Source organism: Micromonospora sp. WMMD735, from assembly GCF_049178995.1.
Classification (GTDB): Bacteria; Actinomycetota; Actinomycetes; order Mycobacteriales; family Micromonosporaceae; genus Micromonospora; species Micromonospora wenchangensis.
On the sequence record NZ_JBMHMJ010000002.1, the window covers coordinates 7,054,021 to 7,071,287 of the forward strand.

Here is a 17,267-nt window from a genome sequence, read left to right on the forward strand (position 1 = left end):
GCTCCGACATCCCACCACCGAACAGGGACGGCCATCCATGGGAAGCATCGCCCCCGCGTACCAGGACGCCATCGCGGTCATCGGAATGTCCTGCCGGTTTCCCGGCGCAGCCTCCCCGCAGGAGTTCTGGGACCTGTTGGTACGCGGGGAGGAGGCGATCCGCGAGGCACCGGCCGACCGCTGGTCCGGTGACCCGGGTACGGTCCGTCGCGGCGGCTTCCTCGACGACGTGGCCGGCTTCGACGCCCCGTTCTTCGGGGTGTCACCCCGCGAGGCCGCCGCGATGGACCCGCAGCAGCGGCTGATGCTGGAACTGGCCTGGGAGGCGCTGGAGAACGCCGGCGCCGACCCGACGCCGCTGCGCGGCTCGTCGACCGGGGTGTTCATCGGCACGATCCAGGACGACTACGCCACCCTGACCCGTCGCGGTGGTGGCGACCCCGGCCCGCACACCCTCACCGGGCTGCACCGCAGCGTCATCGCCAACCGGGTCTCCTACCGGCTGGGCCTGGCCGGGCCGAGCATGGTGGTCGACACCGGCCAGTCGTCGGCCCTGGTGGCGGTGCACCGGGCGATCGAGTCGCTGCACGCCGGCGAGTGCACGATGGTGCTCGCCGGTGGCGTGAACCTGATCCTCACCGGGGAGAGCACCGATGCCGTACGCGGTTTCGGCGGCCTGTCGCCCACCGGGCGTACCCACCTGTTCGACGCCCGCGCCGACGGCTACGTCCGGGGCGAGGGCGGTGGCCTGGTCGTCCTGAAGCGGCTCGCCGACGCCGTCGCCGACGGCGACCGGATCGTCTGTGTCGTCCACGGTGGCGCCGTCAACAACGACGGGGGCGGCGACGGCCTCACCACCCCCAGCCGGGCCGGCCAGGAACAGGTGGTCCGGCTCGCGCACGCCCGCGCCGGCACCGACCCGGCCGCCACCGGGTACGTGGAACTGCACGGCACCGGCACCCCGGTGGGTGACCCGATCGAGGCCGCCGCGCTCGGCGCGGTGGTCGGCGCGGCCCTGCCCCCCGGTGACCGGCTGCTGGTCGGCTCGGCCAAGACCAACGTCGGTCACCTGGAGGGCGCCGCCGGGGTGGTGGGGCTGATCAAGACGGTGCTCGCCCTGCGGCACGGGCTGGTCCCCGCCTCCCTGCACCACGAGACGCCCAACCCGGCGATCGACTTCGCGGCCACCAGGCTGACCGTGCAGACCACCCTCGCCGCGTGGCCCGCCCCCCGACCCCTGGCCGGCGTCTCCTCCTTCGGCATGGGCGGCACCAACTGCCACCTGGTCCTCGGCCCCTGGCCCGCACCGCCCGCCACCGCACTGCCCGCAACCGAACCGCCCGCCACCGCGATGCCCGCCACGGAACCGCCCGCCACCGAACCGCCCGGCACCCCGGCCGCCGTGCCCGCCGTTGACCGCGTCGTCTGGCCGCTGTCCGGTCGTACCCCGGCGGCGCTGCGCGCCCAGGCGCAGCGGCTGCACCACCACCTCGTCGACCGGCCCACGGTGCCGGTCGGCGACGTCGGCCGTTCGTTGGCCGCCCGCAGCGGCTTCGACCACCGGGCCGCGATCGTCGGCCGGGACCGCGACGACCTGCTCGCCGGCCTGGCCGCCGTCGCCGACGGTCGTCGCCGGGCCGGGCTGGTCACCGGCCGGGCCGGCGGCGGTGGACTGGCCTTCCTGTTCACCGGCCAGGGCGCGCAGCGCCCCGGGATGGGACGCGACCTGTACGCCGCCTCGCCGGTCTTCGCCGACGCGTTCGACGAGGTCTGCGCGGAACTCGACAGGCACCTGGACCGGCCGCTGCGCGACGTCGTCTGGGACGACCCGGACACGCTCGACCAGACCGGCTACACGCAGCCCGCGCTCTTCGCCCTCCAGACGGCACTGTTCCGGCTCACCGTCTCCTTCGGCGTACGCCCCGATCATCTGCTCGGCCACTCGATCGGTGAGCTGTCCGCCGCGTACGCCGCCGGGGTCTGGTCCCTGCCCGACGCCTGCCTGCTCGTCGCCGCCCGTGGTCGGCTCATGCAGGCCGCTCCGGCCGGGGGCGCGATGCTGGCGATCGCCGCACCGGAGGAGGTCGTGGCCGCCCAACTCGCCGACGTCGCCGGGCGGCTGGACCTGGCCGCCGTGAACGGGCGCAGCGCCGTCGTGGTCTCCGGTGACGCCGACGCCGTCGCCGACCTCGCCGCCCACTTCGACCAGCTCGACGTCAAGACCCGACGGCTGCGGGTCAGCCACGCGTTCCACTCCGCCCACATGGACCCGGCGCTCGACGAGTTCACCCGCATCGTCGCCGGTGTGCCCACCCGGACGCCCCTGGTGCCGGTGGTGTCGAACGTGTCCGGGGAGCTGGTACGGGCCGACTACGCCGACCCGGCGTACTGGGCGGCGCAGATCCGTCGACCGGTGCGCTTCCTCGACGGTCTCCGCACGCTGCGGTCCGCCGGGGTCACCGGGTTCCTGGAACTCGGGCCGGACCCGGTGCTGACCGGGCTCGCCGAGGCGGAGCGCGACGCCGACGACTCGGCGTACGCCGCCCTGCTGCGTCGGGACCGCGACGAGCCGACGACGGCATTGACGGCGCTGGCCCGGCTGCACACTCACGGCGTACCGGTGGACTGGTCACCACTGTGGCCGGACGCCGACCGTACCGACCTGCCGACGTACGCGTTCCAGCGGCGGCCGTACTGGATCGACACGGCCACGGCCACCGCCACCGATACCGCCGCTGCCGGGCAGGTCGGTCCGGCGGTGCCGGCCGCCCCGCAGGACGCCGCGACCGGGACGGCGGACGTCGACCCGGCGAGCTGGGCGGGGCGTCTGCTGGCGATGCCCGAGGAGGACCGCCGGCCCGCCGCCGAGCTGCTCGTCCGTCGCCTGGTCGCCGAGACGCTCGGGTACGCCGACCCGGCGGAGGTCGACGGTGCGCTCACCTTCAAGGAACTCGGCATCTCGTCGCTCACCGCGGTGGAACTGCGCAACCTGGTGACCGCCGAAACCGGCCAGTCGTTCTCCTCCTCCATGGTCTTCGACTTTCCGACTCCGGTGTTGGTGGCGGAGCGGTTGGTGGGTTTGGTGTCGGGTGTGGTTGTGGGGGTGGGTGTTGCGGGTGTGGGTGTGGGTGAGGCGGTGGCGATTGTGGGGATGGGTTGTCGTTTTGGTGGTGGGGTGGGTTCGCCGGGGGATTTGTGGGATGTGGTGTCGGGTGGGGTTGATGTGGTGGGTGGGTGGCCGGTGGATCGTGGGTGGGATGTGGAGGGTTTGGTGGGTGGTGGGGTGCCGGGGTTTGGTGGGTTTTTGGAGGGTGCGGGGGTTTTTGATGCGGAGTTTTTTGGGGTTTCTCCGCGTGAGGCTGTGGTGATGGATCCGCAGCAGCGGGTGGTGTTGGAGGTGGTGTGGGAGGCGTTGGAGGGTGCGGGTTTGGGTGGTGTTGTGGGTGGTGTTGGTGGTGTGGGGGTGGGGGTGTTTTTGGGGGTGATGGGTTTGGAGTATGGGCCGCGGTTGTGTGAGGCGGGGGAGGGTGTTGGTGGGTATGTGTTGACGGGTTCGGCGGGGAGTGTGGTGTCGGGTCGGGTGGCGTATGTGTTGGGTTTGGGTGGTCCGGCGGTGTCGGTGGATACGGCGTGTTCGTCGTCGTTGGTGGCGTTGCATCAGGCGGTGGGGGCGTTGCGGTCGGGTGAGGTGTCGTTGGCGGTGGCGGGTGGGGTGGCGGTGATGGGTTCGCCGGGGATGTTTGTGGAGTTTGCGCGTCAGGGTGGGTTGTCGGCTGATGGTCGGTGTAAGGCGTTTTCGTCGTCGGCGGATGGTACGGGGTGGGGTGAGGGTGTTGGTGTGGTGGTGTTGGAGCGGTTGTCGGATGCGCGGCGTAATGGTCATCGGGTGTTGGCGGTGGTGCGGGGTTCGGCGGTTAATCAGGATGGTGCGTCGAATGGGTTGACGGCGCCGCATGGTCCGTCGCAGGAGCGGGTGATTCGTCAGGCGTTGGCGAGTGGGGGTTTGTCGGCGGGTGATGTGGATGTGGTGGAGGCGCATGGTACGGGGACGCGGTTGGGTGATCCGATTGAGGCGCAGGCGTTGTTGGCGACGTATGGTCGGGAGCATTCGGCGGAGCGTCCGTTGTATCTTGGTTCGTTGAAGTCGAATATTGGTCATACGATGGCGGCGGCGGGTGTTGCTGGTGTGATCAAGATGGTGTTGGCGATGCGTGCTGGGGTGATGCCGAAGACGTTGCATGTGGTGGAGCCGACGTCGCATGTGGATTGGTCGTCGGGTGCGGTGGAGCTGCTCACGGAGGCGCGGGTTTGGGACGGTGACGGGCCGCGTCGGGCGGGGGTGTCGTCGTTCGGGATCAGTGGGACGAATGCGCATGTGGTGTTGGAGTCGGCACCGGAATTCGAACCGGAACCGACGGTGGAGCCGTCGGTGGACGATGCCGGTCCGGTGTCGTTGGTGTTGTCGGCGCGGTCGGTGGGGTCGTTGCGGGCGCAGGCGTTGCGGTTGGCGGGGTTTGTGGGTGGTGGTGGGGTGTCGTTGTCGGATGTGGCGTGGACGTTGGCGGGTCGTGCTGTTTTTGGTCATCGTGCGGTGGTGGTGGGTGGTTCTCGGGCGGAGTTGGTGGCGGGTTTGACGGCGTTGGGTTCGGGTTCGGATTATGTTCCGCCGTCGGTTTCTTCGGTTGTTTCGCCGTCGGTTGTTTCGCCGTCGGTTTCGTCGGGTGTGGTGTCGGGTGGGGTGGTGTCGGGTGGGACGGTGTTTGTGTTTCCGGGTCAGGGGTCGCAGTGGTGGGGTATGGGTCGGGAGTTGTGGGGGTGTGATGCTGTTTTTCGGGGGCGGTTTGAGGAGTGTGTTGGGGTGTTGGGTGGGTTGGTGGATTGGGATGTTCGTGGGGTGTTGTTGGAGGGTGGGGAGGAGTGGTTGGGGCGGGTTGATGTGGTGCAGCCGGCGTTGTTTGTGTTGATGGTGTGTTTGGCGGAGGTGTGGCGGGCTGCGGGTGTGGTGCCGGATGCGGTGGTGGGTCATTCGCAGGGTGAGGTGGCGGCGGCGTGTGTGGCGGGGGTGTTGTCGTTGGAGGATGCGTTGCGGGTGGTGGTGGGTCGGTCGCGGTTGGTGGGGGAGCGGTTGGCGGGGTTGGGGGGGATGGTGTCGGTGGGGTTGTCGGTGGGTGAGGTGGAGTCGTGGTTGGTGGGTTTTGGTGGTGAGTTGGTGGTGGGTGTGGTGAATGGGCCGGGGTCGTGTGTGGTGGCGGGTCCGGTGGGTTTGTTGGGTGATCTGGTGGGGTTGTTGGAGGGGGTGGGGGTGTGGTGTCGGTGGGTGCCGGTGGATTATGCGTCGCATCATCCGGTGGTGGATGTGGTGCGGGAGGAGTTGTTGGGTTTGGTGGGGGATGTGGTGGGTTCGTCGGGGGAGGTGGTGGTGTATTCGTCGGTGCGGGGTGGTGTGGTGTCGGGTGTGGAGTTGGGGGGTGGTTATTGGTTTGAGAATTTGCGGTCGGCGGTGCGGTTTGAGGAGGTGGTGGGGGTGTTGGTGGGTGATGGGTTTTCGCGGTTTGTGGAGTGTTCTCCGCATCCGGTGTTGTCGGTGGGTTTGCGGGAGTCGTTGGAGGTGTTGGGTTCGGGTGGTGTGGTGGTGCCGACGTTGCGTCGGGGTGAGGGTGGTGTGGGTCGGGTGTTGTTGTCGTTGGGTGAGGCGTTTGTGTCGGGGGTGGGGGTTGATTGGGAGCGGGTGGTGGGTGCGGGTCGGTTGGTGGAGGTGCCGACGTATGCGTTCCAGGGGGAGCGGTACTGGTTGGAGGCACCCCGCAACACCGGCGACGACGCGACCCGCACCGGCCACGCGCTGCTGGACGCCGCGACGGAGCTGCCCGGCTCGGGCGGGGTGGTGCTGACCGGCCGGGTGTCCCTGACCGGTCAGCCGTGGCTGCGTGACCACGCCGTCGGCGACACGGTCGTCCTGCCCGGCACGGCCTTTCTCGACATGGCGCTGCGCGCCGGCGACGAGGTCGGCTGCGACCACGTCGACGAGCTGACCCTGCATCAGCCGCTCGTCCTGACCACCGGGTCCACGCAACTGCGGGCCGTGGTCGACGCCGCGGACGACGCCGGTCGCCGGCCCGTCTCCCTCTTCGCCCGCAGCGGCCCCGCCGGGACGGCCTGGACGACCTGCGCCGTCGGTGTCCTCTCCGACAGCGCCGACCGCGCGCCGGCCGAGGGCCTGGCCGACACCTGGCCGCCGGCCGACGCGGAGCCCATCGACTGTGCCGACCTCTACCCCGACCTGGCCGCGCGGGGCTACCACTACGGCCCGGCCTTCCAGGGTGTGCAGGCCGCCTGGCGTCGGGGGAACCAGGTCTTCGCCGAGGTGGCGCTCGCCGCCGAGCAGCACGCCGGGGTCACCGCCTTCGCCATCCACCCGGCACTGCTCGACGCCGCCCTGCACGCCGGCCTGACCGACCCGCAGGCCCCCGACGCACCCGTCGAGCTGCCCTTCGCCTGGTCCGGCGTCGCGTTGCACCGGACGGCTGCCACGTCGGCCCGGGTCCAGCTCACCCGGACCGCACCCGGTGTCCTGCACCTGGTCGTCACCGATCCGACCGGCGCCGCCCTGGCCACCGTGGACAGCCTCGCGATGCGGCCCCTCTCCGGCGACCTGCGCGGTCCCGCCACCGACGGCGGCCTGTACGCCATCACCTGGTCCCCCGCGGGCGAGCGGGGCGTCACCGACGCGGACCCGGCGGACGCGCCCGACCAGCAGGTGCTGGACCTGACCGGCCGGTGCGTCGAGCACACCGACGGCGACGTCGCCGAAGCCACCCGGTCGGTCGTGCACGAGGTGCACGCCGAGGTCACCCGCTGGCTGACCGGGGCCGACGCCGACGGGTCGCCGGACCGGATCCACCCGGCGAAGCTGGTCGTGCTGACCCGGGGCGGGGTCGCGGTCCGGCCCGGCGAGGACGTCGACCCGGCCGCCGCCGCCGTGTGGGGACTGCTGCGTACCGCCCAGCTCGAGCACCCGGACCGGATCGTGCTGATCGACCTGGACGACGACGGGCGCTCCCAGGCCGCCGTCGACGTCGCGGCGCGCGGCACCGAGCCGCAGGTCGCCATCCGGGCGGGCGTCGACCACCGGCCCCGGCTGACCCCGGTCGCCCCGCCCGGCGGCACGACGTCGACCGTGGCGACGCGCACCGACGGCACCGTCCTGATCACCGGCGCTTCCGGGGTGCTCGGTGGGGTCTTCGCCCGCCACCTGGCCGCCCGGTACCCCACCCAGCGGCTGCTGCTCGTCGCCCGGCGCGGTGCCGACGCGCCCGGGATGGCCGAACTGACCGCCGCGCTGGGCGACCTCGACGCCCGGGTGGAGGTGGCGGCCTGCGACGTGACCGACAGGTCGCAGCTCGCCCGGCTGCTCGACGCGATTCCCGCCGCGCATCCGCTCACCGCCGTGCTGCACGCCGCCGGGGTGCTCGACGACGGCCTGTTCACCTCGCTGCGCCCCGAGCAGCTCGACGTCGTCCTGCGGCCGAAGACCGCGGCGTGGCACCTGCACGAGTTGACCCGCGATCTCGACCTGACCGAGTTCGTGCTCTTCTCGTCGGTGACCGCCACGCTGGGCAACGCCGGCCAGGCCAACTACACCGCGGCCAACGGCTTCCTGGACGGTCTGGCCGCGCACCGACGCGCCCACGGCCTGCCCGCCACCAGCATCGCCTGGGGCCTGTGGGCCACGGCGTCCGGCATGACCGCCCACCTCAGCCGGGCCGACCTGAGCCGGCTGGGCCGCGACGGGATCGGCGCGCTGGACGAGGCGGCCGGCCTGGCGCTGTTCGAGGCGGTCCGGGCCGACGACCCGACCGCAGCGCAGCCGCGCCCGGCGACGGTGGTCGCGGCCCGGCTGGACGAGGCCGCGCTCCGCGCGAAGGCCACCGCCGGGCTGTTGCCCGCCCTCTTCGGGGACCTGGTCCGGGTCACCCCACGTCGGGTGCGGGCGACCGCCGGCGTCGACACCGGGCAGTCCTGGGAGCGGCGGATGGCGGCGCTGCCTGCGGCCCGGCGTCGGGAGGCGGTCACCGAACTCCTGCGCGGCGCGGTCCTCACCGTCCTCGGGCACGACCCGGCCGGGACGATGGAGGTCGACCGCACCTTCAAGGACTTCGGCTTCGACTCGCTCAGCGCGGTCGAGCTGCGCAACCGGATCGGGGCCGCCACCGGGATCACCCTGCCGGTCACCCTCGTCTTCGACCACCCCACCCCGGCCGCGCTCGCCGAGCACCTCGAGCAGCGGGTCTCCGGCGGCACCGGCCCCGCCCCGACGCCGGTCGCCCCGACGGTCGGGCCGGCCGACGAGCCGATCGCGATCGTGGCGATGGGCTGCCGCTACCCGGGCGGTGTCGAGTCCCCGGAGCAGTTGTGGCGGCTCGTCGCCGACGGGGTGGACGCGGTGGGCGGGTTCCCCCGCAACCGGGGCTGGGACATGTCCGGCCTGGTCGACACCGGCTCGGACGGACCCGGCACCAGCCACGCCGACCAGGGCGGTTTCCTCTACGACGCCGACCGGTTCGACGCCGACTTCTTCGGCATCAACCCCCGCGAGGCCGCCGCGATGGACCCCCAGCAACGGCTGCTGCTCCAGACCGCCTGGGAGACGTTCGAACGGGCCGGCCTGCCGTCGGCCACCCTGCGGGGCAGCAGCACCGGCGTGTTCGTCGGGGTGATGTACGGCGACTACGGGGCCCGGCTGGCCGCCGCCCCCGAATCCGCCGAGGGCTACCTCTACAACGGCAGCGCCGGCAGTGTCGCCTCCGGACGCATCGCGTACACCTTCGGGCTGGAGGGACCGGCGGTCACCGTCGACACGGCCTGCTCCTCGTCGCTGGTGTCGGTGCACCTGGCCGCGCAGGCACTGCGCCGGGGCGAGTGCACGCTGGCCCTCGCCGGTGGCGTCACCGTGATGGCCACCCCGAAGACGTTCATCGAGTTCAGCAGGCAGGGCGCGCTCTCCGCCGACGGCCGCTGCCGGGCCTTCTCGTCGTCGGCGACGGGCACCGGCTGGGCCGAGGGGGTCGGTCTGCTGCTGCTCGAACGGCTCTCCGACGCCGAACGCAACGGGCACGAGGTGCTCGCGGTGCTCAGCGGTTCCGCCGTCAACCAGGACGGGGCCAGCAACGGGATGACCGCGCCGAACGGGACGGCCCAGCGTGCGGTGATCCGGCAGGCGCTCGCCTCGGCCGGGCTCACCGGCGTCGACGTCGACGCGGTGGAGGCCCACGGCACCGGCACCCGGCTCGGCGACCCGATCGAGGCCGAGGCCCTCATCGCCACGTACGGTGCCGGACGCTCCCCGCAGACCCCGCTGTGGCTCGGCTCGCTGAAGTCCAACATCGGCCACGCGCAGGCCGCCGCCGGGGTGGGCGGCGTGATCAAGATGGTGCTCGCGATGCGTCACGGCATCCTCCCGCGCACCCTGCACGTGCAGGAGCCGACGCCGCACGTGGACTGGTCGGCCGGTGCGGTCCGCCTGCTCGACGAGGCCCGGGAATGGGTCGGGGCGGCCGACCGTCCCCGCCGGGCGGGTATCTCGTCGTTCGGCATCAGCGGCACCAACGCCCACGTCATCGTCGAAGCTCCCGCGCCGGCCGGACACCCCGACGGCGGCGACCCGGGCAGCCCGTCCCCCGACCCGGGGCAGGAGCGCTCCGGCGTCGACCCGGGTACGGACGACGGCGTCGCCGGGGCCACCCCGGTCGTCGTCCCCCTCTCGGCGCGTACCGTCGAGGCGCTGCGCGTGCAGGCCCGCCGGCTCGCCGACGCCCTGGCCGGACCGCCGGCCGCGCAGACCGGCCCGGACGGCCGGCGGGCGCTCGCGGACACGGCGTACACCCTGGGTCGGCGGGCGGTGTTCGCGCACCGCGCGGTGCTGGTCTGCCGGGACCGCGACGGCCTGCTCGCCGGCCTGTCGGCGCTCGCCGACGGCGGCGTGGCCGGTGGCGTCGTCACCGGGCGCGGCGCGCCCGGCGGGCTGGCGCTGATGTTCACCGGGCAGGGCAGCCAGCGTCCCGGCATGGGTGCCGGGCTGTACGCCACCGAACCCGTCTTCGCGGCGGCCTTCGACGAGGTCTGCGCCCACCTGGACCCGCACCTGGACCGTCCCCTGCGGGAGGTCGTCTTCGCCGCGCCCGGCTCGGCCGACGCCGCGCTGCTCGACCGGACCCGCTACACCCAGGCCGCCCTGTTCGCCGTGCAGACCGCGCTCTACCGGCTGGTCGAGCGGGCCGGTGTCGTCGCCGACCGGCTGATCGGCCACTCGATCGGCGAGGTCGTCGCCGCGCACGTGGCCGGGGTGCTCACCCTGCCCGACGCGTGCCGGCTGGTGGCCGCCCGTGGCCGGCTGATGGAGTCGGCCCCCGAGGGTGGGGCGATGATCTCGATCCGGGCCGACGAGCCCACCGTGACCGCCCTGCTCGGGCCGGACGCGGACCGGTTGAGCATCGCCGGGATCAACGGCCCGGAGTCGGTGGTCGTCTCCGGTGACGCCGACGCGGCGCAGCGGGTCGCCGAGCGGTGCCGGGCCGACGGGATCGGCACCCGGCGGCTGCGCGTCAGCCACGCCTTCCACTCCGCGCACATGGACGGTGTGCTGGCGGAGTTCGTGGACCTCGCCGCTGCGTTGACCTTCCACGAGCCGGAGATCCCGATCGTCTCCAACGTCACCGGTCGGACCGCCACCACCGAGGAACTGACCTCCCCCGACTACTGGGCGCGTCACCTGCGGGGCACCGTCCGGTTCCACGAGGGGGTCCGTACCCTGCACGCCGACGGGGTCCGGCTCTTCGTCGAGCTGGGACCGGACCCGGTGCTCGCCGCGATGGTGCAGGGCAGCATCGGCGGCGCGGAACCGGCACCGGTGACGGTGGCCGCGTTGCGGACCGGCCAGCCGGAACAGGAGACCTTCGCGGCGACCGTGGCGACCGTGCTGGCCAACGCCGAGCACCCCGACCCGGCGGCGGTGCTGGCGGCGCGCAACCCGGCCGGCCGGCTGGTCGCCCTGCCCACCTACCCGTTCCAGGCCACCCGGCACTGGCTCGACGCCCCCGCCCCGGCCGGGGACACCCGGGCCGCCGGCCAGGACGCGGCGGACCACCCCCTGCTCGGTGCCGTGGTCGAGTTGGCCGACGGCGCGGGGGAACTGCTCACCGGTCGACTCTCTGTGGCCGACCAGCCGTGGCTGGCCGACCACGCGGTCGGCGGGGTGGTCACGCTGCCCGGCGCGGCGATCGCCGATCTGGCCGTGCGCGCGGGTGACCAGGTCGGCTGCGGGCGGGTCGACGAACTCACCTTCCGGGCGCCGATCGTGCTGGCGGCGCAGGAGGCCGTCCGGCTCCAGGTCACCGTCCGGCCGGTCGACGGGTCGGGTCGCCGTGCCTTCACCGTGCACACCCAGCCGCAGGACCGGTCGCTGCCGTGGCGGCTCAACGCCGACGGCCTGCTCAGCGCCGAGGTGTCCGCGCCGGCCGGTTGGCCCGGGGGCGAGTCGTGGCCGCCGCGCGGGGCGGCACCGGTGGACCTGGCCGCCCTGCACGTCGACCTGGCCGCCGCCGGCCTGGCGATCGGCCCGGCCTTCGACGGTGTCCGGGCGCTCTGGCGGGCCGGTGACGTCCACTACGCCGAGGTGACCCTGCCCGACCCGGTGCCGTCCGACGCGGCCGGCTTCGGACTGCACCCGGCGCTGCTCGACGCGGCACTGCGCGCCGTCGCGTTCGGCGTCCCCACGACCGACCGGCTGCACCTGCCGTTCACCGTCGCCGGTTTCGCCCTGCACGCCAGCGGCGCGACCAGCGCCCGGGTGCGGCTCGCGCCGGGGACCGGAGCCGGCACCGTCTCCGTGTCGTTGGTCGACCCGGCGGGTGCGCCGATCGCCGACATCGCGGAGCTGGCCCTGCGGCCGTACCTGCCGGAGGAGGGGCCGGCCGGTGACCTGTACCGGGTCGACTGGCACCCGGTGGCGCTGCCGGCGGTCGACCCGAGCCCGCACCCCCGGTGGGCGGTGCTCGACGACGGCCGGGTGCTGGCCGACTCGGCGGCGGAGCTGCTCGGCCCGGCCGCCCTCTTCGTCGACATGACGGCCGTGCACGAGGCGGTGGCGACCGGGACCCCGCCGCCGTCGGTGATCGTGGTCGACGCCGTCTCCTCGATCGCCACGAGCCGGGCGATGGCCGAGCTGCCGCCGCCGGTGGCCGCCGAGCGGGCGGTCGCCGACACGCTGGAGCTGTTGCAGCAGTGGTTGGCCGACGACCTGCTGGCCGACGTGGGCCTGATCGTGCTCACCGAACTGGCGGTCGCCGCGCGGCCGGGAGAGACGCCCGATCCGGCGATGGCGGCGGTGTGGGCGATGCTCGGCAGTGCGCAGAGCGAGAACCCCGGCCGGATCACGGTGATCGACGTGGACGGCACCCCGGCCTCGATCACCGCCCTGCCGATGGCACTGGCCGCCCGGGACCCCCGGCTGGCCCTGCGCGACGGCGTCGCCCTCGCCCCCCGGCTCACCCCGCTTCCCCGCCCCTCCCGGACCGCGCCGGACGGGAGGGACCCAGCCGTGAGCCTGCCGGACCCGGGGACCACCCCGGGCGACCGGCTCGACGCGGACGGCCCCGTGTTGATCACGGGTGCGACGGGCGCGGTGGGCGGCGTGCTCGCCCGCCACCTCGTCGCACGGGGCGTCCGCCGGCTGGTGCTGACCGCCCGGCGGGGGTCCGCGGCTCCCGGCGCGGAGGAACTGCTCGCCGACCTGACCGCCGCCGGTGCCACCGCCACCGTCGTCGCCTGCGACGTCGCCGATCGGGAGCGGCTGGCCGAGGTGCTCGACGCGTACCGGCCGGGTGCGGTCTTCCACGCCGCCGGTGTGCTCGACGACGGGGTGCTCACCGGGCTGACCGCGCAACGCTGTGCCGCCGTGCTCCGCCCGAAGGCCCGGGGCGCGTGGAACCTGCACGAACTCACCCGGGGCCGACGCCTGTCCGCGTTCGTGCTGTTCTCGTCGGTGGCGGCCACCGTCGGGACCGCCGGGCAGGCCAACTACGCGGCGGCCAACGGCTTCCTGGAGGCGCTGGCCGGGCAGCGCCGTGCCGAGGGACTTCCCGGCCTGGCCGTCGGCTGGGGGCTGTGGGGCACCGGCGGCATGGCCGGCGAGCTGGGCGCGACGGACCGGGCCCGGCTGGCCCGGATCGGCATCACCCCGATGGCCGCGCCGGACGCGTTGGGGCTGCTCGACGAGGCGCTCGCGTACCGGGGGTCCACCGTGGCCGGTGCCGGCGGGGACCTCCCGCCGGTCGTGGTCGCGGCGGCGTTCGCGCCGGCGGCGCTGCGGGCGTCGGCCGGCGTCGGTGGGCTGCCGGACGTCCTCACCGCGCTGGCCCCGGTGACGCCCGCGCCGGCCCGCCGGTCGGTGGCCGCCGCCGCCCCCGGCAGTGGGCCGGAGGGGCTCGCCGACAGCCTGGCCGCCCTGCCGGCGCAGCAGCGCGGCGAACGGCTGCTGGATCTGGTGCGTACGGAGATCCGCGGCGTCCTGGGCTACTCCGACGCGGAGGTCGTGGAGGACGCCCGCAGCCTGCGCGACATGGGCTTCGACTCACTGACGGCGGTGGAGTTGCGCAACCGGCTCAACAGCGCGACCGGGCTGCGGCTGCCGACCACGCTCGTCTTCGACTTTCCGACCGCAGCGGCGCTGTCGGAGCAGATCGGCACCCGTCTGGTGCCGGAGACCGGTGAACCCGCCGGAGCGGTGCTGGCCGTGCTGGACCGGTTGGACGCTCTGCTGGCCACCCGCGACATCCCCGACGGGGAGGAGGACGACATCGGTGAGCGACTGAGGAATCTGCTGTGGAGCTGGCAGGGCCGGCAGGGCGGCGACGAAGCCGCCGGGGGCGCCGACGAACTCGACGCGATCGACGACGACGACCTGTTCCACACCCTCGACCGAGAGCTCAGCGGTCCGCAACCGGATCGGCTCTCCTGACCTGCACGGGACCGTGTGGTCAGCACCTGGATCGGCATCATTCGGCATGGAAGGGAAATATCTTGAGTAGGCTGCGCGGAAACCCGTGGGCGGTGCTGGCGACACTGTCGATCGGTTTCTTCATGACCCTGTTGGACCTCACCATCGTCAACATCGCCATCCCGGACGTGATGTCCGACCTGGGCGCCTCGTTCAACCAGGTGCTCTGGGTGATCAGCGCGTACTCGCTGGTCCTCGCCGTCCTGTTGATCACTACCGGACGGCTCGGTGACCTCAAGGGGCCACGGCTGCTGTTCCTCACCGGCACGGCGGTCTTCACCGTGGCGAGCATCGTCTGCGGCGCGGCGCAGAACCCCGGCCAGCTCATCGGCGCGCGGGCCGTGCAGGGCATCGGCGCGGCGATGATGGTGCCGCAGACCCTCGCGATGATCATCGGCATCTTCCCGCCGCAGCGGCGGGGCACGGCCATGGGCGTGTGGGGTGCCGTCGCCGGTGTCGCCACCATCTCCGGCCCGACCCTCGGCGGCCTGCTGGTGTCGACCTTCGGCTGGCGGTCGATCTTCTTCGTCAACGTGCCGCTGGGCATCGCCGTGCTGGTGCTGACCCCGCTGCTTATCCCCAACATGAAGCCGGACCGCAAGCACAGCTTCGACGTCGTCGGCGTGCTGATCGCCACCGCGGCACTGTTCTGCGTGGTGTTCGCCCTCAACGAGGGCGAGCGCTACGACTGGAGCGTGCAGATCTGGGCGTTGCTCGCCGCCGGCGTGGTGCTGATCGGCGTCTTCATCGCCCACCAGCGCACCAAGCAGGACGACGAGCCGCTGGTGCCGTTCGCGTTGTTCCGGGACCGCAACTACACGATCATGAGCATCAACGCGGCCGTCGTCTCGATGGCGATGCTCGGGCTGGTCCTGCCGATGAACCTCTACCTCCAGCAGGTCCTGGGAATGGACGCGCTGCACGCCGGTCTGACGCTGGCGCCCTCGCCGCTGGTTGCGATCATCGTGTCCCCGTTCGCGGGGCGGCTGTCGGACCGCATCGGCGGCAAGTTCGTCCTGCTGTTCGGTCTCACCATGTACGCCATCGGCATGGTGATCCTGGTCAGCCTGGCCCAGCTGGACAGCAAGTGGTACACCTTCGTGCCCGGTCTGCTCGTCGCCGGCCTCGGCACCGGGTCGTTGCTCGCGCCGATGGCCACCGAGGCGATGCGCGGGGTCAACCCGCGCCTGGCCGGGGCGGCGTCCGGGCTCAACAACACGGTGCGCCAGCTCGGTTCGGTGCTCGGCCTGGCGATCGTCGGTGCGCTGATCCAGAGCCGGCTCGCCACCACCGTCCGCCAGGAGGCGACCGCGCAGGCCGGGCAGTTGCCGGCGGACGTGCGCGACCGGTTCGTCGACGCCGGGGTGCAGGCCGGGGCCGGCGGGCCCGGTGGCATCTTCGGTCACCTGCCGGGTGACCTGCCCGACCAGCTCCGGGCGCAGATCGCGACGGTCTTCACCAACGTGTACGACCACGCCTTCCTGTCCATGTTGAAGACCAACTTCCTGTTCCCGATCGCCATCGTCGTGGTCGCGGCGGTGCTCACCACGTTCGTCAGGCGGCGTCCCCCGGCCCCGACCCCGCCGGGCACCGCGGTGCCGGCGCCGGCACCGGCCGCAGCCGCCGCCGTGGCGGCCTCGACCGAGGGAAGCCGTTCCTAGGACGGCTGACGCCCGCGAACGAGGTGTCCCCGGCCCGCAGTCGCGGGCCGGGGACACCTCGTTCGCGTCGGGCGGTGCTCAGAAGACCAGCACCCGGTTGTCGTACTGGAGCAGCCGGTCGGCGCAGTGCCATGCGACGGCCCGGGCCAGGACGGTGCGTTCCACGTCCGCGCCGAGCCGGACCAGGGTCGCGGTGGTGTCCCGGTGCGAGGTGCGGATCACGTCCTGTTCGATGATCGGCCCCTCGTCGAGCGCGGCGGTGACGTAGTGCGCGGTGGCGCCGATCAGCTTCACCCCACGCTGCCGGGCCCGCTCGTACGGGCCGGCGCCGGGGAACGCGGGCAGGAACGAGTGGTGGATGTTGATCACCGGGACGCCGACCTTCTCCAGGAACCCGCCGCTGAGGATCTGCATGTAGCGGGCCAGCACGATCAGGTCGCACTGCCCGGCCAGCAGATCGGCGAGGGTGCCCTCGGCGGCGTCGCGGGCACCGGGCCGGACCGGTACCTCGTGGAAGGGCACGCCGAATCCGGTCACCGTGTCGCGCAGGACGGGGTGGTTCGAGGCGACCAGGGTGATGTCCGCGGCCAACTCTCCGCGTCGCCACCGCCAGAGCAGGTCCACCAGGCAGTGGTCGGCCCGCGAGGCCAGGATGGCGATCCGTTTGACCTGCCGCGCGTCGGTGAACCGCCAGTGCATGCCGAACGGCTCGCCGATGGCGGTGGCGAACTCCCCGGCCAGGCCGGCCCGCCGTGCGGGCGCGATGGTGAACTCGGTACGCAGGTAGAACTGGCCGCCGCTGGGTTCGCTGGTGTACTGGTCCAGCTCCACGATGCTGGCTCCCCGCTCGTGCAGGAACCGGGCCACGGCGGCGATGATGCCCGGCCGGTCGGGGCTGGACACGACTAGACGAAGGGTGTCGACCGACATCCGCTCTCCTCGACGATTCCGGGGCGCCCTGGACGGTGGCACCCCGACGCCGAGTCTGCCGACGCGGTCTAACGCCGATCCTGCGTCGCGCCGTTCACCCGTCGGTCGGCTCGGTGCCGCCGCGGAGCCGCAGCAGCGTCTGCGGGGTGAGGCTGCGGGCGAGGGTTTCCAGGGCGGCGGTGATCTCGGCGATCCGGGCCGGGTCGTCGGTGCCGAGGGCGGCGGCGAGCGCGCCGTCGACCGAGGCGGCCCTGATCTGGACGACCCGGTCGGAGACCTGCTGCGCGGTGTGCAGCAGCAGCCGTCGCCGGTCGTCGGGGTCGGGGGTGGCCTCGATGGCGCCGGCCTTGCGCAGGCGGGCGGCGCAGACCGACACCTTGCTCTGCGGGAAGCCCGTCCGGTCGGCGATCTCGCTGACCGAGGTGCCCGGGTGGGCCCGGATGTCGCTGGCGACGATGAGCACGGAGCGGTGCAGCGCCGGGTGGGAGTCGACCCCCTCGGTGGGGATCGCCTCCTCGCCGAGCTTCATGAGGGTGCGCCCCAGGAGGAACAACTCGATGCCGTTCACCCGTTCAGGGTACATCAGAAACGATCCATCATCCGAGATGCATCTGATACGATGC

At 73.0% G+C, this 17,267-nt stretch carries 4 protein-coding genes; 2 read left to right on the forward strand and 2 right to left on the reverse strand.

Translation table 11 applies throughout. The features are described 5' to 3' along the window. Nucleotides 1-37: 37 nt before the first annotated feature. Together ACN268_RS30855 and ACN268_RS30860 are read left to right on the forward strand one after the other, a co-directional pair. Nucleotides 38-14,014 (forward strand): type I polyketide synthase, encoded by a 13,977-nt coding sequence (locus tag ACN268_RS30855; protein WP_421486543.1) that lies wholly within the window; start codon nt 38-40, stop codon nt 14,012-14,014. A gap of 62 nt (nt 14,015-14,076) precedes the next feature. Beyond that, complete coding sequence (locus ACN268_RS30860; protein WP_421486544.1) at nt 14,077-15,714, forward strand: DHA2 family efflux MFS transporter permease subunit; 1,638 nt, start codon at nt 14,077-14,079, stop codon at nt 15,712-15,714. A 78-nt stretch (nt 15,715-15,792) separates the two neighbouring features. On the opposite strand, the gene purU is transcribed toward ACN268_RS30860, so the two are convergent. Together purU and ACN268_RS30870 are read right to left on the reverse strand one after the other, a co-directional pair. After that, a complete protein-coding gene (purU, locus tag ACN268_RS30865) occupies nt 15,793-16,644 on the reverse strand; it encodes a formyltetrahydrofolate deformylase (RefSeq protein ID WP_357935914.1) in 852 nt (283 codons plus the stop codon). A gap of 94 nt (nt 16,645-16,738) precedes the next feature. Further along, complete coding sequence (locus ACN268_RS30870) at nt 16,739-17,212, reverse strand: MarR family winged helix-turn-helix transcriptional regulator (RefSeq protein ID WP_421486545.1); 474 nt, start codon at nt 17,210-17,212, stop codon at nt 16,739-16,741. Between the last annotated feature and the right edge of the window lie 55 nt (nt 17,213-17,267).